Origin of the sequence: Armatimonas sp., from assembly GCF_043757465.1 — a bacterium.
Taxonomy (GTDB): Bacteria; Armatimonadota; Armatimonadia; order Armatimonadales; family Armatimonadaceae; genus Armatimonas.
On record NZ_JAYVPL010000117.1, the window covers coordinates 1 to 17,184 of the forward strand.

General features: G+C 57.5%; 18 protein-coding genes and 1 tRNA gene. 7 read left to right on the forward strand and 12 right to left on the reverse strand.

Annotated features, from left to right (window positions below; all coding sequences use genetic code 11):
• Positions 1-163 precede the first annotated feature (163 nt).
• The 3 genes from ACH2ED_RS15670 to ACH2ED_RS15680 all read right to left on the reverse strand — a co-directional run bounded on the left by ACH2ED_RS15670 (position 164) and on the right by ACH2ED_RS15680 (position 1,788).
• Positions 164-237 (reverse strand) — tRNA-His (locus ACH2ED_RS15670).
• Positions 238-288: 51 nt separating this feature from the next.
• A complete protein-coding gene (locus ACH2ED_RS15675; RefSeq protein WP_395093028.1) occupies positions 289-747 on the reverse strand; it encodes a VOC family protein in 459 nt (152 codons plus the stop codon).
• On the reverse strand, positions 748-1,788 hold the full coding sequence (locus tag ACH2ED_RS15680; RefSeq protein ID WP_395093031.1) for an SGNH/GDSL hydrolase family protein: 1,041 nt from the start codon (positions 1,786-1,788) through the stop codon (positions 748-750).
• A gap of 47 nt (positions 1,789-1,835) precedes the next feature.
• On the opposite strand from ACH2ED_RS15680, the gene ACH2ED_RS15685 reads away from it, so the two are divergent.
• The 7 genes from ACH2ED_RS15685 to ACH2ED_RS15715 all read left to right on the forward strand — a co-directional run bounded on the left by ACH2ED_RS15685 (position 1,836) and on the right by ACH2ED_RS15715 (position 8,221).
• Positions 1,836-2,114 carry a hypothetical protein gene (locus tag ACH2ED_RS15685; protein ID WP_395093034.1) on the forward strand — a complete coding sequence of 93 codons (279 nt, stop codon included), beginning with the start codon at positions 1,836-1,838 and terminating at the stop codon, positions 2,112-2,114.
• Positions 2,115-2,195: 81 nt separating this feature from the next.
• Positions 2,196-3,029, forward strand: a complete 834-nt coding sequence (locus ACH2ED_RS15690) for a sugar phosphate isomerase/epimerase family protein (protein WP_395093036.1) — start codon at positions 2,196-2,198, stop codon at positions 3,027-3,029.
• A gap of 96 nt (positions 3,030-3,125) precedes the next feature.
• Positions 3,126-5,012, forward strand: coding sequence for a 1-deoxy-D-xylulose-5-phosphate synthase (gene dxs, locus ACH2ED_RS15695; protein WP_395093039.1), 1,887 nt, complete (start codon positions 3,126-3,128; stop codon positions 5,010-5,012).
• A 5-nt stretch (positions 5,013-5,017) separates the two neighbouring features.
• Positions 5,018-5,470, forward strand: a complete 453-nt coding sequence (locus tag ACH2ED_RS15700) for a hypothetical protein (protein WP_395093042.1) — start codon at positions 5,018-5,020, stop codon at positions 5,468-5,470.
• A 176-nt stretch (positions 5,471-5,646) separates the two neighbouring features.
• The gene (locus ACH2ED_RS15705) at positions 5,647-6,252 is read left to right on the forward strand and encodes a hypothetical protein (RefSeq protein WP_395093044.1); all 606 of its coding nucleotides are present in this window, start codon (positions 5,647-5,649) and stop codon (positions 6,250-6,252) included.
• A 10-nt stretch (positions 6,253-6,262) separates the two neighbouring features.
• On the forward strand, positions 6,263-7,678 hold the full coding sequence (locus tag ACH2ED_RS15710) for an alpha-L-fucosidase (protein WP_395093047.1): 1,416 nt from the start codon (positions 6,263-6,265) through the stop codon (positions 7,676-7,678).
• 48 nt (positions 7,679-7,726) lie between these two features.
• Positions 7,727-8,221, forward strand: a complete 495-nt coding sequence (locus ACH2ED_RS15715; protein ID WP_395093050.1) for a hypothetical protein — start codon at positions 7,727-7,729, stop codon at positions 8,219-8,221.
• 16 nt (positions 8,222-8,237) lie between these two features.
• On the opposite strand, the gene ACH2ED_RS15720 is transcribed toward ACH2ED_RS15715, so the two are convergent.
• From ACH2ED_RS15720 to ACH2ED_RS15760, 9 genes are all read right to left on the reverse strand, one after another.
• Entirely contained in the window at positions 8,238-9,290 is a 1,053-nt protein-coding gene (locus ACH2ED_RS15720; RefSeq protein ID WP_395093053.1) for an acyl-CoA dehydrogenase family protein, read from the reverse strand.
• A gap of 2 nt (positions 9,291-9,292) precedes the next feature.
• The gene (locus ACH2ED_RS15725) at positions 9,293-10,267 is read right to left on the reverse strand and encodes an LLM class flavin-dependent oxidoreductase (RefSeq protein WP_395093056.1); all 975 of its coding nucleotides are present in this window, start codon (positions 10,265-10,267) and stop codon (positions 9,293-9,295) included.
• 3 nt (positions 10,268-10,270) lie between these two features.
• The gene (locus ACH2ED_RS15730; protein ID WP_395093059.1) at positions 10,271-11,035 is read right to left on the reverse strand and encodes a TIGR00730 family Rossman fold protein; all 765 of its coding nucleotides are present in this window, start codon (positions 11,033-11,035) and stop codon (positions 10,271-10,273) included.
• A gap of 85 nt (positions 11,036-11,120) precedes the next feature.
• Positions 11,121-13,073, reverse strand: a complete 1,953-nt coding sequence (locus ACH2ED_RS15735; RefSeq protein ID WP_395093060.1) for a DUF6785 family protein — start codon at positions 13,071-13,073, stop codon at positions 11,121-11,123.
• Between the two features lie 24 nt (positions 13,074-13,097).
• On the reverse strand, positions 13,098-13,598 hold the full coding sequence (locus ACH2ED_RS15740; RefSeq protein WP_395093063.1) for a hypothetical protein: 501 nt from the start codon (positions 13,596-13,598) through the stop codon (positions 13,098-13,100).
• Positions 13,599-13,631: 33 nt separating this feature from the next.
• The gene (locus tag ACH2ED_RS15745) at positions 13,632-15,350 is read right to left on the reverse strand and encodes a R3H domain-containing nucleic acid-binding protein (protein ID WP_395093065.1); all 1,719 of its coding nucleotides are present in this window, start codon (positions 15,348-15,350) and stop codon (positions 13,632-13,634) included.
• Between the two features lie 62 nt (positions 15,351-15,412).
• The gene (locus ACH2ED_RS15750) at positions 15,413-15,910 is read right to left on the reverse strand and encodes a transposase family protein (protein ID WP_395093068.1); all 498 of its coding nucleotides are present in this window, start codon (positions 15,908-15,910) and stop codon (positions 15,413-15,415) included.
• Positions 15,907-16,353: a transposase family protein gene (locus ACH2ED_RS15755; RefSeq protein ID WP_395093070.1), complete on the reverse strand. Its 447-nt coding sequence runs from the start codon at positions 16,351-16,353 to the stop codon at positions 15,907-15,909. The genes ACH2ED_RS15750 and ACH2ED_RS15755 overlap by 4 nt, the downstream gene beginning before the upstream one ends.
• Positions 16,354-16,432: 79 nt before the next feature.
• Complete coding sequence (locus ACH2ED_RS15760) at positions 16,433-16,846, reverse strand: hypothetical protein (RefSeq protein ID WP_395093073.1); 414 nt, start codon at positions 16,844-16,846, stop codon at positions 16,433-16,435.
• Between the last annotated feature and the right edge of the window lie 338 nt (positions 16,847-17,184).

Below are 17,184 nucleotides of genomic sequence, written 5' to 3' on the forward strand. Positions count from 1 at the left end.
AATAGAGCGCCGGATAATCCTTCGGGGCTTCGTTCACAAGGTGGTGGTTATATCCACCAAGCCTCTCGCGCTGGAGGCAGAAATCTACAGCGATTTCGGAGTTTTTAGAGGGAGTAAATTTGAGGTGCTCCCCTCTACGGGTTCGCAGGAAACTACACGAAAGGGCGGATGACCGGGATTGAACCGGCTACCTCCAGAGCCACAACCTGGCGCTCTAACCAAATGAGCTACACCCGCCATGAATGCAGAGAGAATTGTATCGTGCTCTGTGGAGCTTCGCAAGGTTTCTCAGCCTCGCAAGTGTTCGCAGAACTCGACAACCACGCCATCGGGGTCGTGGCAGTAGCAGAGGCGTTTTTGGATGCCCTCGACAATCCGAAAGGGCACGGTGATGGGTGGTGAGACGAAGCGGACACCGGCTGCGCTGAGTTTCTGATGCCACCCGTCGAGATCCGTGACTTCCAGTGCAAAGTGGCGCAGACCCTGAGTGTGAGGCAGTGCATTGGGTGCGAGTGCGGTGCCTTGTGGACTCAGGTACTGCAAGATCTCCAGGCGACAGCCGCCGCCATCGGGCACCACAAAGACGCAGTGGGCGCGGGCGTCGTCGCAGCCCGTCACTTCTTCCAGCCACCTGTCCTGAAGCGTGACCTCGAAGGTTTGGCGCATTGCGAGCAGGCCAATGTAGAAATCTAAGCTGCGCTGCATGTCGGCAACGACGATATTTAAGTGGTTGATGGTCATGCGCATCTAGACGAGCTTACGAAGCACTTTCACGAAGAGAGCGGCCTGGCGCGACATGCCCAGATCCGTGGGGTGGACACCATCCACCGTGCCCTCACCATCATCGCCCCACGCCCCGCGCATTGGCAGGTACTGCAGATTCGGAATCCCTGAGCGGGTGAGCTTCTCGACAGCCTCACGGGTGAGTTTGCTGCGAGTGGGCTCTGCCAGGTTGTCCAAAAAGGCGTCCCCTGCGCACAAAATCGGCGTGGTGGGGCGCTTCTCACGCAGGCGGCGCATAAACGGCTCCATGCGCTCGCGCACTAAGTCCTCGCTCATGTTGCGGAGGCAGTCCAGCACAAACACCGATGCATCCAGCTCTCCAAGAAGCTCCGCCAAAGCAAGCTCCATCTTGCCATTGCCGGAGAACCCTAAGTTGATGTGCGCACGCTCCAGGGTGCGCGCCGTGATCGCAGTGAACGCCATACCGGGTCGGGAGGCGCACCCACCCTGCGTAATAGATGTCCCGTAGAAGACAATCGGTTTCGTGGTGCGGGGGGATGGCGGCAACAGAGCCGTGCCTACTGCGGTTCCCATTTCGATTCGTGTGGTGCTGTTATAGAGTGGGAAGTAGAGCATAAACTCGCGTGGCCCTCCACTTGCACCCGGAAAGACCACCTGGTTGCCCACTTGCTGGCGTGGCTGCCCGACCCCAATAAAGCGCCAGCGGCTCTTCGTATCACGCCCGTACAAGTCCACGCCGGAAACCCCACTTGCGGGCATGTGCGGCATCGCGAGCTCGCCGCCCACCGACCAGCGCACCCCTATCTGGGCACTTGCCGTGACAAATCGAAAGCACATCCCCGCGCTATGGTGCGCAAGATTCCACACCGACGGTGGGACGCTCGCCTGAGCGTGCGTGGGCAGGCGATCAAAAGGGGCGGCTGTCGCGGCCCAGCCCTTGCCCTCAGTGTCCTCACTGCGCACGCTGCGCCACTCCAAGCCTTGTTGCTCCATACACCCTGCCTCCAGAAACACCAGCCCCAGAAGAAATCTCCGTCGCTGCATTCGTTACGCCTCTCTTCACCAAATCATCGGGAAAATCCTGGAAAATCTTGTATATTGAAGTTGAGATGGACGAAGAGGAAAAACTGCCACCGCTCCCCACGACTGTGCGGCTGAGTGCCCGCTACCGGGGGGCTCCCAAAGCGAGCCAGAACATGAGCCTGCGCCTGTTCATCCTCCTGATACTTCTAGTCTCCGCCATGGGCTGGCACGGCATCCGTACCATCGGGCAGTTTCTGTATCTGATGGATCAGCGCTATGCCCACCCATCGCCGTCGCCCACCCCGGGGATTGAGATCCGCTTCGAGCCGTCGGGGGCGAGCCAGTGACTCTCACCTACGAGGCGAGCGAATCTGCGAATTTTGAGGGGGCGGAGTTTCGGTAGCCGGGCGCTCTGGTATAGTACAACCATGCGAATCTCCCTCCAGCTCGGCATGATTCCGGGCACGACAACGGCGGACAAGGCGAAGTGGGCACGAGATCATGGGGCAGATGGACTGGAGCTTGGCGTCTGGGGCGGGGGCTTGCAAAAGTGCCAGCGCGATGCCGAGGCCATCAATGGAATCTTGCCCGTCTCCAGTGTCTGTGGCAACGCGGACCCTGATGGCAACCCGTGCTTTGACTTCCTCGACCCCGACAAAGAGAAGCGCCGTAAGGCTATCGAAGGCAGTAAGGCGCTACTGACGTTCTGCGGTGAAGTGGGTGCGGCAGGGCAGATCGTCCCGCCGATCTTTGGTGGCCCCAAAGTCCCCGATCTCTCGCCCTTTAAAACGGCAATCGAACTCGAAGACGGCCTGATGATCGCCGCGCTTGGGGAGCTCGCGCCCCACGCTGCGACGCACAACACGCTCTTTCTTTTAGAGCCTCTCAACCGCTACGAGCAGCACTATCTACGAAGGCTCGGCGATGCCCAGCGCGTGATTGAGCTTGCGGGCGCTCCGGCGGGTGTCGGGATTCTGGCCGATCTCTTTCACATGCACATCGAGGAGACAGACTCTCCACAAGCGCTTCGTGACGCCTCACACTACGTCAAGCATCTGCACCTCGCCGACAACACGCGCCACGAGCCGGGGACAGGAGATATTGACTTTGTCGCTGCATTTCGTGTGCTGAAAGAGCTAAACTTCACCGGCTGGCTCGCCTACGAGTGTAGTATGAGCGGTGCCATCGCGGAGGAAAAGGCCGCCAATCTGGCAAAGAGCCTCGCGTTCGTGCGGGAGTGTTTGGGGAAATCCGGAACCTGAAACCGGGTATCCTTGTTGGGAGACTTTGACAAAGCCGCAGTGCCGCGGTAGTATGACTGCGAAGAGCTTTGCCTGGCAAAGTGGAATGTGAAAACTATGGACGAATTCCCGATTCTCGACAAGCTCACTGGTCCCGCTGACCTCAAGGGCATGGACTCCGCACAGCTCAAGGCGCTGTGCAACGAAGTACGCCAGGGGCTGATTCAGACCATCTCGCGGGTCGGGGGGCACTTTGCACCCAACTTAGGTGTGGTTGAGCTGACCGTGGCGCTCTATAAAGTTTTCGAGCTGCCCAAAGATAAAGTGATCTGGGATGTCGGCCATCAGTGCTACCCGCACAAGATGCTCACCGGGCGCTGGAAACAGCTCCACACCATTAAACAATACCAGGGAATCTCCGGGTTTCTGCGCCGCGACGAGAGCGAGTATGATCTCTTTGGCGCGGGCCACGCCAGCACCAGTCTCTCGGCGGCGCTCGGGTTTGCCAAGGCGCGCGACCTGCGCGGCTCCACGGAGAGTGTGATTGGAGTCATCGGCGACGGCTCGCTCACGGGAGGAATGGCTCTTGAAGCGCTACTCAATATCGGCGACCAAAAAACTAAGATGCTGGTGGTGCTCAACGATAATGAGATGAGTATCGCCGAGAATGTCGGGGCATTGGCGACGTACTTAGCGAAACTTCGCCTCATGCCGATGTACCAGCGAGTGGAGAGCACGGTCAAGCGCACGCTCAATAAAGATGGCCTTCTGTACCGAACTGCCGCAGGAGCCAAGCACGCTGCCACGCACTTTGCTGCCCCGGCTAACACGGGGATTTTCTTTGAGGAGCTGGGCTTTCAGTACATCGGCCCCATTGACGGCCACGACACGGACTTTCTCGTTCAGGTGTTCGAGCACGCCAAGCATCTCGACGGCCCCGTGTTGCTTCATATCCTGACCACCAAGGGCAAGGGCTACGAGCCCGCCGAGAAAGACCAGCGCACGTGGCACGCGACCACGGGCTTCTCCATTGAAGACGGCAAGATGGAGAAGAAGTCCAGCGGGGTCACCTACACCCAGGCCTTTGTCGAGAGCCTCAACGAGGTGGCGGTGAACAACGATAAAGTGGTCGCTATCACCGCCGCCATGCCCGATGGCACGGGCCTCGCCAAGTTCGCCGATAAGTTCCCCAAGCGCTTCTTCGATGTGGGGATCGCCGAGCAGCACGCCGTGACGTTCGCCGCAGGACTCGCTGCCGAGGGCTTCACGCCGGTCTGTGCGATCTACTCCACTTTTTTGCAGCGGGCCTACGATCAGATTGTCCATGATGTCTGTATCCAGAACCTGCCCGTGGTCTTCATGATTGATCGTGCCGGTCTTGTGGGCGACGATGGCGCGACCCACCACGGAACGATGGATATTGCGTATCTGCGCTCCATCCCGAACCTCGTCCTGCTCTCGCCCAAAGATCCGCAGGAGCTGCGCGAGATGGTCAAGTTCGCGCTGGCCTATCGCAAAGGCCCTATCGCCCTGCGCTACCCGCGTGGCGGCGGTGAGAACCTCACGGACACGGTGATGCCGATCCAGCTTGGGCAGTCCGAGACCCTGCGGCGCGGCGATGATCTGGGGATTCTCACCTACGGCCCGATTGTCAGCGAGGCACTAGTCGCCGCCAACACGCTGGAGTCGCAAGGAATCTCGGTCGAGGTACTCAACGCCCGCTGGGTCAAGCCGCTCGATGAAGTGGCCATTCTGGCGCTCGCCCGTCGCACCAAACGCCTCATCACGCTCGAAGACGGCATTCTGGCCGGCGGCTTTGGCAGCGCGATTGTCGAGCTGCTCGCCGACCGTGGCCTCACGGATGTGCAAGTGACCCGTATGGGCCTCCCGAATCACTTCGTCGAGCACGGCCCCATCCCCAAGCTCCGCGAACTAGTCGGAATGGACGCCGTCGGAATCGTCAAAGCCGCCGAAGAGCTGCGGAAAGTGCCCGCGCTCCGCTAACCGCCATGCGCCGCACCAAGCTCATCGCTGCTGGAGGAGTGCTCGCTCTGGGGATTCTGGGGCTTGCTCAGTTTCAGTTCGGCCCCACGACCGACGGCCCGCGTCTCTGGTGGTATCTTCGAGGAAGCCAGGTCGAGCGCGTGACCCTTCGCTGGGGGGCGCAGCGCCTGGAAATCACCGACCCTGCCGAAGTCACTCAGTTCTATGAGGCCGTAAAAGCCGCCCCGCCCGAGCTGCCCTACGAGACAAAGTGCATCCCCGACAAGCACCCGGAGAAGTGGAGCATCACGCTCACCCGTCGCGGCCAGCCGGATTTTCAAGTGTATATCGGGGTGGACGGCTGCTGCTCACTCTATCCCCCAGAGATTGGCTCCACCTACTCCTGCCAAACTGTCGCCCCGCTCTTGAAACAAAAACTGCGCCTGCACTCCTTCACGGTCACCGAGGCATTCCGGTGAAGGTCTTGCGTTGGTTTGGCATCAACCTAGGGATCTAGCTGGGACGAAAAAGAAGAGTGCAAACCCAAGAACGATCAAAATGCCCAGAAGCCAGCGGGTCATAGTGAAGTGTATCTTGAAAGAGCATTCCGTGGTGGTGCTCAGCGCGGTATACTCAAGGCCAGGTAAACAATCCAATGGCATACAGCGAGTTCAATCTTCAAACTGTCCGTGATCGCCTGGGGCTGACGATTGAGCACAAGCCTCATTATTTTGCCCACGTGCCTCCCGTCGGGGTGAGTGCGCTGCTCCAGACTCTTCTGGAGATACAGGTTCCCATTGCCGTGGCGATCAACACCGAAAAGGCCCGCTCTGAGCTGATCGTGATGAATGTCTTGATGGAGCTGGTTCGCCAGCTTCCTGGTGGAGTGAGCCTCTTCTCCGGGATTGATTTGGATGTGGAAAAATCCGATGGCCTCAACGGATACTGCGACTTTCTCATCAGCCTCTCGCCGCAGCAACTCATGGTAGATGCTCCCATTATCGCGCTTGTCGAGGCAAAGAACGCCGATTTGCCTGCCGCTTGGGGCCAGTGCGCCTCGGAGATGGTGGCGGCGCAGCGCTTCAATGAGAGGCGCGGCAACACCATTCCCAAGCTCTACGGCGTGGTGACATCTGGGACGGGCTGGATGTTCGGGTTTCTCGAAGGAAAGCATGTCGTCGTGGACCTGCAAGAGTACAATATTGATGAGCCCGAACGTCTTGTGGGGATACTGCTGGCGATGGTACAACAGAGAATCTAGCGAGAATCTTATGGGCTATGAGAGCAACCTGCCTGCGCCCTACGGCCCGATTCCCAGCCCTCGCCAGCTTAAGTGGCACACGCTGGAGACCTACGCGTTTCTGCACTTCACGACCAACACGTTTACGGATAAAGAGTGGGGCTATGGCGACGAAGACCCGGCGATCTTTAACCCGACGCAGTTCAGCGCCAAGCAGATCGTGAGTTCATTGAAAGCCGCCGGTCTGAAGGCCGCGATCTTAACGTGTAAGCACCACGATGGTTTCTGCCTCTGGCCGACGAAAACTACGAAGCATAACATCAGCGCCAGTCCGTATAAAAACGGCAAGGGCGATATTGTGGGAGAGCTGGCGCGCGAGTGCCAGAAGCAGGGACTGAAGTTTGGGGTCTATCTCTCGCCGTGGGATCGCAACAGTGCGCTTTATGGCAGCCCGGAGTATGTCACAAAGATCTACTGCGAGCAGCTTCGGGAGCTGCTCACCGACTACGGCCCGATCTTTGAGACCTGGCACGATGGCGCAAACGGCGGCGATGGCTACTACGGCGGTAAGCGCGAGTCCCGGCAGATTGATCGGACAACCTACTACGACTGGCCAACTACCTGGCAAATGATCCGTGAGCTCCAGCCTGAGGCGTGTATCTGGAGCGATATCGGCTGGGACGCCCGCTGGGTCGGTACCGAGCGCGGCTTTGCGGGCGATCCCTGCTGGCACACCATTACCATCGGCCCCAATGAGGGGGTCGGGCAGATAGACTCGAAAAAGCTACTCTCGGGGGCACGCGACGGCAAGAGCTGGATTCCTGCCGAGGTGGACTTCTCGATTCGCCCCGGCTGGTTCTGGCACGAAAAAGAAAATCAATCGGTCAAGAGCCCCGAACAGCTCATGAAGCACTACTTAGAGTCGGTCGGTCGGGGGGCCTCGATGCTGCTCAACGTCCCACCAGACCGCCGGGGGCTTATCCACGAGAGTGATGCCAGTAGCCTGAAAATCTTCGGGGCGCACCTGAAGAAAACTTTCTCGAAGAACCTAGCCGTCGGCGCAAAGCTTACCGCGTCGAACACCCGCCCCGGCTCCGACCCGAAGCACCTGCTCGATGGAAGCTGGGAGACAGCTTGGTACACAGAAGACCGTGTGCTGACACCTGAGCTGACTTTAGAACTGGGCCGCCCGAAGACGTTTAATATCATCCGGCTCCGCGAGGCTGTTGCGCTGGGGCAGCGCATTGATGAAGCGGCAATAGACATCTGGCAAAATAACGCCTGGATTGAAGTGGCAAAAGCGCAGTCCATCGGCTCGTGTCGGCTCTGGCGCATCCCGCAAACCACAACCACCCGCGTCCGACTGCGTGTTACCAGAGCCGCCACCTGCCCGGCACTTTCCAGCTTCGAGCTCTTCCTTGAACCACTCATGCCAACCTGGCCGTAACAGATGTGGGCTACACTGTCTTTATTGAATCGAGAGGAAACCACCACGATGTTTTTTACACCCTGTTTCGCGCTTCTGGCGCTGATGCCGTCTCAAGATCCTGCTATCACGAAGCCAAAAGCTGATCCCTTTGAGACAGTGATGAAGGCAACCCAGTACGGCTATAAAATTGATAAAGACGGCGACTATAGTGTTGAGATCAACTGGGAAGATGAGAAGCGCTCGCAGCTTATCTTTATCCGAGGAATCCTTGAGAAAATTACGGAGCCCAAGACCACGGAAGTCTCAACGCGTGAAGTCTGGTCGGTCTGTTGGAAGGGTAAAGAAAGGCCCACCGCTGAGGCTCTGGAGAAGCTACTCATCAAGCACTACAAGTTCGGTGCCTTTCAAGTCGAGAAGGGGGAGAGCGGAGCCTGGAGCGCCTACTACCGCGTGGACATCCCTGACAACGCCTCATCTGCCTACCTAAGACAAGCTATTCGTATTACTGGGGAAGCTGCTGACAATATGGAAAAAGAGCTTCTAGGCACTGACGACTACTAGGGCGATCGCGCCAGTACTAGGGCAATCGCGCCAGCCGCGCGACTGTTCCCTGGAGGATCTCGCTGGTCTGCTGGAAAAGCGTGTAGAACATCGCCTCGCGCATTCGGCGCTGGGCGGGGTGATCCAGACTATTGGCTCCCCCCGATGCTGCCGCGACTCCGGTATGCGCCGCCCGTACTCCCAGCTCGATGGCCCAAGCGCGTGCCTCTAGTGCCTGCTCACGCCAGGCAGCGGCAGATTTATCTCCATCACCGAGGGTAAAGCAAGTCTGGCGGCACTGAGTAAGCTCACTCTCCAGCGCGTCGGCAGCTTGGGAGAGCACGGGGAAGGGTTTCTTGGTGGCGAGCTGGCGCAGCATTCGGATGCTTCCTTGCGTCACGCCAAACATCGGGGCGACATTGTTGCACAAGTTCGCCGTATCGCTAGCGGCGAGCTGCTCTGGCGATGAGTCTCGCACCCAGTCGGACTCAGGGACGAATAGATCCGTGAGGGTGGCTTCGACGGTCTCGGTAGCTCCCATCGCACACAGAGGCAGCGGCGCAGAAACCCGCTGCTGGTCGCTCTCCACTGCGGGAGCATAGAGGTAGATATGGCTGCCATCGGGCAGGTGCGCTCCGTAGATGGTCGCGGAGAGAGCTGGCCAGCCCGTCACCCACGGCGCGACTCCGTTCAGAATCCAGCCACCGGGTACGGGCGTGGCGCGGAGCATGGGCTGGGGGCGGCGCAGGTGGCCAAACCCGACTCCTACATAGTGCTTTCCGGCGACCATCTCCGCCAGAAACCGCTCCCTCAGAGTTGTGTTGGCGCTGCCCGCAATCTGTCCACACGAGCCAAGATGCTGCGTGATCACAAAATAGGTCGTCCCACAGGCAGCGCAGAGGAGCTCCACAAACGCCCTGCGAAACGCATCGCCGCCAAACGTCCCATCGGCCAGCCCTGCGGCGGCGAGGGCTTCCAAGTTCTCACGCGGCACCTGCCCGCTGCGGTCCACGCGCTCGGCGTTGGGCTCTAGCTGCTCCTCACAAATACGCTGGGCCTCTGCGAGGCGGACATGTTCTTGGTCTGTCACGGCTAGAGTGTACCCAGCAGGGGGCGCACTTGCTCGGCGAGGCGCTGGATCGTGCCGCAAATCTGCTCGGGAGTGAGGTCGGCCCAGTTGGGCTCTAAGTTGATCACATCGAAGTCCGTCTCTGCCCTAAGCGCGGCGATCTGCGTGGCCACGCTTTCCGGGCCACCGACCAGGAAGTTGATGGGGTGTCCACAGAGTTGTCTGGGATCGTCGGGCTCTGGCGTCTCGGTAGGAATCTTGCCCTCCGAGCGGAAGCGCCGCCAGAGCGTTCGTAGAGCGGGCTCAAGCTCTTGGATTGCTGTGGTATCATCGGCGCCGACATAGACCGGGCGATTGGCGGCGATCAGGCCCGTGCCGCCGGAGTCTAAGTACGCCTGGCGGTAGAGCTTATACTGCTCTGAAGTGCGCAGGTGGGAGTACATCATATTCATTCCGAGCCGTCCTGCGATCTGGGCGCTGCCCACACTATTAACCGCCTGCCAGCTCCGGGCGTGCAGAGTCGGGTGAGCCTGCGGGAGGCTCTCCGGGTTGCGCCAGGTCGCCAGAATCTGTTCGAGGGCTTCGGCAAAGTGCTCATGGCGCTCCTGTTCCGACACGAGGGCACGACCAAAGAGTGTAGACTCAGCGGGCGAGCTCCCGCTGCCAAAGCCCGGTGCGAGCCGCCCCTGCATCAGCAAATCCGCAACCACTGCCTGCTCCGCGATTGCGAGCGGGTGGTGCAGGTTCAGGCAGATAATCGCCGTCCCAAGCTGGATGCGCTTCGTCTGTGAGACGAGATGCAGTGCTAAAAGCTGCGGCCAGGGCAGGTGCCCGTAGTGGACATGGCTGTGGTGCTCACTGAACCAGTAGTAGTCAAAGCCAAGTGCATCCGCGAGGCGAACGTAGCCTACCACTTCCTCGTAGACCTCCCCCGAGGGGCGCTCACGCGGGGCTTCGATATGGTCGAGGAGGGCGAAGCGCAAAGGCGTGGTGGTCATGGTCTACGAAAAGGGATAGGGGGCATAGACACGCGCAGTCTCCAAGCGGGCTTTTTCCTCGCGCTCCACCTGATCGGAGCCACCCCGAACGGCCTTGACGATAATATCGCGCACTTCTTCGGGAGAGTCCACCAGATAAAAAAGATCCAGATCCTCCGCGCTGATCTTTCCCTGTACCAGTACGGAGTTTTTAAGCCACGCGACTAGCCCGCCCCAGAACTCCGTGCCAACGAGAATCACGGGGAAGTTGTGAATCTTGCCGGTTTGAATCAGCGTGAGAGATTCCATCAGCTCATCGAGCGTGCCAAAGCCGCCAGGGAAGATCACAAATGCCTGAGCGTAGCGCACCAGCATGGTTTTACGCACAAAAAAGTAGTGGAAGTCAATGGTCTCCGTGCAGTAGGGGTTTACGTGTTGCTCAAAAGGCAGCTCGATATTCAGGCCCACGCTCTGAACTTTTGCTTCCATTGCGCCTTTATTGCCCGCCTCCATGATCCCCGGGCCGCCGCCTGTGATGATACTAAAGCCCGCCTCGCCGATTAAGCGTGCTGTCTCGACCGTGGCAAGGTACTGAGGATCATCGGGCTTGGTGCGTGCGGAGCCAAAAATCGTCACAGCAGGGCCAAGATCGCCTAGGGCATCGAAGCCCTGCACAAACTCGCTCTGGATGCGTAAGACGCGCCAGGAATCAGTGGGCCAGGCCTCGCCTCGGTGCTGGCGCTGGGGAGTGAGCAGGTGCTCATCACGGGTAGATTTAGGTTTTATCATAATCAGTTACTTAGGCAACAGGGCACTGCGCTCAGGTGCAGAACTACTCCGCTATTCTACCTGCCCCGGTTCGAGAAAAACGCTGCTAGTTCGGCATGACCATGTAGCCGACATTGGTGGCGTAGCCGAGTCCCACCCAGATCACGGAATTGATGACATCGCCCAGCACTAGACCTAGGAAGAAGGGTAGGAAAAGCTGGTAGCCCTTCATCCCGCCGTAGCGCTGGATGAGCGATTTAGCAAACCAGCCGATAAAGAGCGAGAGCCAGAGCATCTTGATCGCCCAGACTCCCGCGCAGAGAATCCCGATGGGATGCACGCCAAAATTAAACTGCGCTCTGAGAATCAGCAGACCGAGAAAGACGACGAAGCCCGTTAATAAGTGCAGGCCATTGGTGAGATCGCCCTTAAACGGCACCGAGGCCGCGCCGCCCAGGAAGTTAAGAGGCTTCTCCGGGCTCCACTTGTAGGTGAACAGGTTGTTGAGCGAGTTGCCGCCGCCGTTGTAGTAGGGAAGCGCCAGGCTGGCATAGAGCGAGACCGCAAAGGCGAGGAGCACGGTGACGACCATGGCAACCATGAGCGGCCGAGCCCCTTTTTTCATGCCTTCGGTGGTCTTGGCCCCCATCATCATCGACGGAAGAAGCATCTCGCGCGGGTCGAAGAGAAACATCGTCTCCCACCGGGTCATCGTGAAGAGCTCGCTGGTCTTAAAGGGCGCGGTGCCAAACAAAAACGCGAAGATATCAATCGAGCCGTAGGGCTGCGCCATAAAGACAAGACCCGCCTGACAGACCGCCCAGGAGATGACGATCAGCCCAAGGGTCATGGTGACCAGAGAGACCAGAATCAGCAGAACCGAGACCCCAGCCATTGTCAGCCACAGTGCGATCCCTCCGTAGGCGATCCCAAGGCAGAGCAGAGCCGCTCGGTAGGAGAGCAGCTCGCCGGAGTCATCAATGTCTTTGGCACGGGGGCCGTCCAGCGCTTTCTCGACAATATCGGCAAAGTGCCGCCGCCCGGTCCAGAGGATCCACAGCACGAGCGCAATCCCGCCCCCGTAGGCTTGTAGCGCTGAGAAATTGGTGTCGCTGTAGCCCTGTGGCCCGGGCATGAGCCAGTTATAGAAACCGCAGAGCATCACTTGTGCTTTAAAGACTAGAAAGAAGAACCAGAGCGAAAAACAGACCTCGGCGGGCAGGAGATAGGCGATCCCCACCACCATCAAGAGGATACGTGCCGGAAACCACCCAATTAAGTTCCAAGGGCGCACGGTCAGGAAGTCGTTGAACGACCACTCCAAATTGATATCGGGGATAGAGGGGTAGAGCAGATGCACGCCCTTGACCGTGTGGATCACCGTGCTGAAACCCACCCCCGCCCAGAGCAGGGGGTTACGGAAAAACGCGTTGACCTTCCGGCCCGGCTCCGGATCCTCTGCGATCAGAAGCGGGAGTGTCACTAAGGGGAAGGAGAATTTCTCGTTCTCCACCCACTGGCGGCGCAGAAGAGCGCAGATCGCGAAGGTGGCCAGTAGAAAGAGCATTGCCAGCATGCCCCAGAAGAAGAGCGGCCCGCGCCATGCCTCCCAGGGAATGCGCTCCTCGCCTTTATGGTAGCCATTGAAGAACGCGTCTGCGGCGGCCTTGTCCTGAAACTTGGTCCACTCGGGAAGCTGGTTGAGAAACTTCTGATCCCAGTTATTGGTGTCGTCGGCGAAGGCTTTGTGGGCGACAATCTCCGGGATAAAATAGCGCATCATCCCCGACGACGGAATCCCAGAGGCCACTAGGATCAGTGTCCAGATGGTCAATAGCTCCCCACGCTGAAACACCGCCTTGGGTGCAATGCCCCGCAGGAGCGCGTTGACGGCAAAGGCAAAGAAAAAAAGCACAAAAAGCGCTCCGATGGGAAACTGCGTCCCGGCGATATAGGTTGCGGCGATCTTGAAGTCGTTGTAGGGAGTCACTGCCGAGAAGAAGAGCGCGAAGGCGATTCCGATAAACAGAGCACGCGGCGTCACTGCACGTTGATTCACGGCGCTATTATACAGGATGCCCGCTCAGAGCCGAAAGCCAACACTGATACTCGCCCGAGTATGCTTGGCGACGGAGGGGACGGTGAGAGTGAGCTCGGTGAAGTACAGACCGCCTCCCGTTCCGACAAAGGCTTTGGCTCCCAGCCCTGCACGGCTTCTGTCCCGAGTGCCGCACTCCGAAAAATGCGTCGCGTATCTTCCCAACCCCGCGCCCACCCAGCCACTGCGCCTGGATTGCCGCAGGGAGAAGCCGACACCCTCAAATCCGGCGTAGGTGTTCGAAGGCGGTGCGTTGAGATTGATCGAGGCACCACAACCGCCGCCCAGACCAAATGCGCTATCCGCGTAGAGGCTCAAAGTGCGATGATTAGCGAGCCGCTTTGCATCCAGAGAAAGGCCAATCCAGAGTGTGTCCGCCGCAGGAGCAACCGCCCCGCCCAGTGTCAGGCGAAACGGGCGTGGCTGGGCAAGTGCGGGTGACGTTAGAATCGTACAACTAATAGTGGTGAGGAGGGCATTTTTCATTCACTAGTGAGACTCACGGTTTCCCCTGAGCCTTCAAACGAGGGTGTTGGGCAGAATCTTCAGCCGCCGCCGTGGCTCGACGCCAAGAGACTCACTGCCGAGCTCGGCGCGCTCGACGAGCTGATGCTGGAGACGCCTCACGTAGGCATTTTGTGGAGCTAGCTCAACCGCCTCGCCGGTCTCCTGAACATGCTCAATGGCATCCGAGGCTTCCGAGATGGCAGCCTCTTCATCGGTCGGGAGCACCGTGGGCTGAAGCCCGAAGACCTCGCGCAGGGCGCTCTCGATCTGGATGTAGGTATTGCTGCGTACCACGAACGTGGGGATGTGCTTGCCACGCGCCTCATGGATCTTGGCAGGCTCACGGCGGAACGTGGCCTTGAGCGCGATGATCAGATCCGCATCTTTCATGTCCCGCGCCACAACCCCCGGCACCCGCAGGTTGGCCATCGCCCGCTCTAAACGAGACCGAGAGACGCCGTAGGGGAACAGGTGCACGGTTTTCCCACTCTGCCCAAAGCTCTTGCGCTCACTCTGTCCAAATCCCCCCCGCTCGGCGGGGGCTGGGGCGGCGGCAGACTCGGGCTCAAACGTCATCCCGTAGGTTCCACCACTCTTCTCCCCCGGACGGTCCGGCGGCAGCTCGGCTTTCTGCACCACTTCAACCACGCCCCCCGTGTTGCGAACCCGGATCTCCGGGCGGGGGAGCTGGCCGCGCAGCATCTTATCCACCACTTTGGCCACATCGTGATGGATGGCGAGCTTGTCCACTTCCATGATCTCAATGATCACATCGAACGTCGGAGGGGCCTTGCGCTCCAGCACGGTTTTCTGTGTCCCGCGCCGCTTGGCCTCCTCATCGCCCAGCGTGACGGACTGAATCCCGCCCACGAGGTCCGAGAGTGTCGGGTTGAGCAGCAGATTTTCCAGGGAGTTTCCGTGCGCCGTGCCCACAAGCTGGACGCCACGCTCAGCAATCGTGCGCGCCGCGAAGGCCTCTTGCTCGGTGCCGATCTCATCAATGATAATCACCTGGGGCATGTGGTTCTCCACCGCCTCGATCATCACCGCGTGCTGCTCCTCAGGCCGCTTGACCTGCATACGCCGCGAGCGCCCAATCGCCGGGTGGGGAATATCACCATCGCCCGCGATCTCATTGGACGTGTCCACGATCACGACCCGCTTGCGAAACTCCGCCGACAGAATACGCGCCACTTCGCGCAGCTTGGTGGTCTTGCCTACGCCGGGGCGCCCCAGCATGAGAAGAGACTTCCCGCTCTCGACAATATCGCGGATAATGTCCACCGTGCCGTAGACAGCGCGGCCAATGCGTAGCGTCAGCCCGATCACACGCCCCGACCGGTTGCGGATGCAGGAGATACGGTGGAGTGTGCGCTCGATCCCGGCGCGGTTGTCGAAGCCAAAGTCCGAGATACGACTGGTGACATGGTCAATATCATCCAGTGTCACTTCATTGGCAGTGTCCGTGGGATCGTCGCTGGCAGGCCGCAGATCCACGTGGAGGTTGTTGCCAAAGCGGGCCTCAGCAGGCCGTCCCAGGTCAAGAACGAGTTCCAAAAGATCGGAGTGCTCTTCCAAATAGGGCGCAAGTGCCGTCTGCACCCGCTCGGGGAGAACGGTCAGAATCTGATCCAGGTTATCGGTGATCTGACGCTTGGCGAGAATAATTTCTTCGTGCAATGCTATTTCGGTCTCTTTCGTGGGCGAGACCAGACCTCTTTCAGTAGTCACGGATATTATACCGTCTGGCACAAGCCGAATGTTAAAGATTCTGGATTAGACTCCATACCAATTTAAATCCCTCCCGGCTCTGGAAGCGAAAGCCACGGATCTAGCCTAACGCGAAAATTGTGAAGTCCACAACATATCTCCATTACTAAATCTTCTACACCTTCTAATTCTAGTCGAATCGTATCTTGAACAGCTCGACAACGTTTAACACTACAAATAACATGTTCCACACCTACACGAACACGACTAATAAGACGATTCCATTTTTTTTGATAAGGAGTTAAATCTTTACCTTTCTGTTTTTTGAAAGGACGAAGAATTTCGCAGTTCTCAGGCGTGTGTCCTTGGAAACCAGAGTCATCCATGAGATCACTTTCTCTTGGATATTCTAATTCACAAATATCAGCCAGCTTTTTATCGTGGACTGTGCCATCAACTGTTGGACTCAAATATTCAATGCGTTTAGATTGTTGAATGACAATAAGATTCTTTTTTGTATGGCATTTTTTCTTGCCACTATAAAGCTTCTTCTGTTCTTCGTCATTCACAGGGCGCATCATGAGTCTTTCAACCCCATCTTGACAAAAAGGGGGATTGCATCTTCAGTAATGGCTTTTAACAAAGCATCTTTATCTCTACATGGTGCATCTCCAGAATTAATTAAAGCATCTTTAAGCGTATGAAGCATTGTATATAGCCATTCATGAATCCTTGGTTGTGGCATGTCGAAAATAGACGCCATCAAATCTTGAGTTATATTGTGTTTTAAAAATAAAAGCACGAACAGTAATCTGTCATTTGCTGTGGGAAGTGATGAGTTTTTGTATACGGAAAACTTTCTATTATTTCTTTCCTTTCCTTGTATTGTCTGCATTTTCATTCTATGTATCAGAGCTTTGTCTGCTAGTGCTGAAAGAATTGCAAATTCTTCTTCCGTTAGACTGGTAAGACTCAATAATCTTCCTTTTGTCTTTATAACTGCCTCATAAGTTAAACCTTTCATGGTCACATTATACCAAACTCAAAATTTGTATATATTTATCATATGTTCATCTGAACAAATTGGTATGGAGTCTATTGACTTACTTTTCGATACGGAACGGGGTTCGCCAGATCAAGAGGTCGCCTGAGTGCCTGTCTATCCAGGCAAGGTACTCTTTATTAGGAGAGATCGTGGCCTCATAGGCACCAATCTCCCAACGGAGCAGAACTTGCTTTTGGGAGTTAAGATCACCCAGATACGACTCCTCACGAAGAGAGCGGCTATCTTGTAGCCAGCTCCGATTCAGGTGGTAGGCTCCCGTCCAGAAGAACGCCATGGTTTCGTCTGTACGTGAACCAGAGATGGGGGCTACGGGATGAGCGCGCTGGAAAACTTTATAATGGCCCTTACCGGTTGTATCAAGTGCTCTGGAGAACCAGGTGTTTGCCCGTGCTGGCTTGAGTGACACCGTCCCCTCCACAATAATAAACTCTCGATCTTGGGTGATTCCCAAGCGGCTAAAGCTTCGGATCTCGGTTGGATAGGTCTTTTCTTGCTTATGGAACCGTTTTACGGACTTAGTCTTCTCCCGTTCCCTCGTGGGATTATGCAGTGCAATCCGTATGAAAATGCTTCACTACACGCTTTGCAAGGCGGGGATTTTGCCCCTGCTCAACCCTGCTTGACTCCTGATCCCCCTCAGTTACTGGAAACTAGAGTTTCACGGCGCACGACTTTTATGACCTCAAGAATCACTAAGGGCTCGTAAAAAAATAATCTCCCTCCTCTGGTAAAATAGAAAATATCGAGATTTCTATGTCCAACGTAATTTCTATGTCCAACGTAATATTC

Coding starts and splice junctions, on each gene's coding strand:
- dxs (WP_395093039.1), top strand. CDS start 3,126: ATGGACGAATTCCCGATTCTCGACAAGCTCACTGGTCCCGCTGACCTC.
- ACH2ED_RS15710 (WP_395093047.1), top strand. CDS start 6,263: ATGGGCTATGAGAGCAACCTGCCTGCGCCCTACGGCCCGATTCCCAGC.
- ACH2ED_RS15755 (WP_395093070.1), bottom strand. CDS start 16,353: ATGAAAGGTTTAACTTATGAGGCAGTTATAAAGACAAAAGGAAGATTA.
- ACH2ED_RS15690 (WP_395093036.1), top strand. CDS start 2,196: ATGCGAATCTCCCTCCAGCTCGGCATGATTCCGGGCACGACAACGGCG.
- ACH2ED_RS15730 (WP_395093059.1), bottom strand. CDS start 11,035: ATGATAAAACCTAAATCTACCCGTGATGAGCACCTGCTCACTCCCCAG.
- ACH2ED_RS15725 (WP_395093056.1), bottom strand. CDS start 10,267: ATGACCACCACGCCTTTGCGCTTCGCCCTCCTCGACCATATCGAAGCC.
- ACH2ED_RS15750 (WP_395093068.1), bottom strand. CDS start 15,910: ATGATGCGCCCTGTGAATGACGAAGAACAGAAGAAGCTTTATAGTGGC.
- ACH2ED_RS15700 (WP_395093042.1), top strand. CDS start 5,018: ATGCGCCGCACCAAGCTCATCGCTGCTGGAGGAGTGCTCGCTCTGGGG.
- ACH2ED_RS15680 (WP_395093031.1), bottom strand. CDS start 1,788: ATGCAGCGACGGAGATTTCTTCTGGGGCTGGTGTTTCTGGAGGCAGGG.
- ACH2ED_RS15740 (WP_395093063.1), bottom strand. CDS start 13,598: ATGAAAAATGCCCTCCTCACCACTATTAGTTGTACGATTCTAACGTCA.
- ACH2ED_RS15705 (WP_395093044.1), top strand. CDS start 5,647: ATGGCATACAGCGAGTTCAATCTTCAAACTGTCCGTGATCGCCTGGGG.
- ACH2ED_RS15715 (WP_395093050.1), top strand. CDS start 7,727: ATGTTTTTTACACCCTGTTTCGCGCTTCTGGCGCTGATGCCGTCTCAA.
- ACH2ED_RS15675 (WP_395093028.1), bottom strand. CDS start 747: ATGCGCATGACCATCAACCACTTAAATATCGTCGTTGCCGACATGCAG.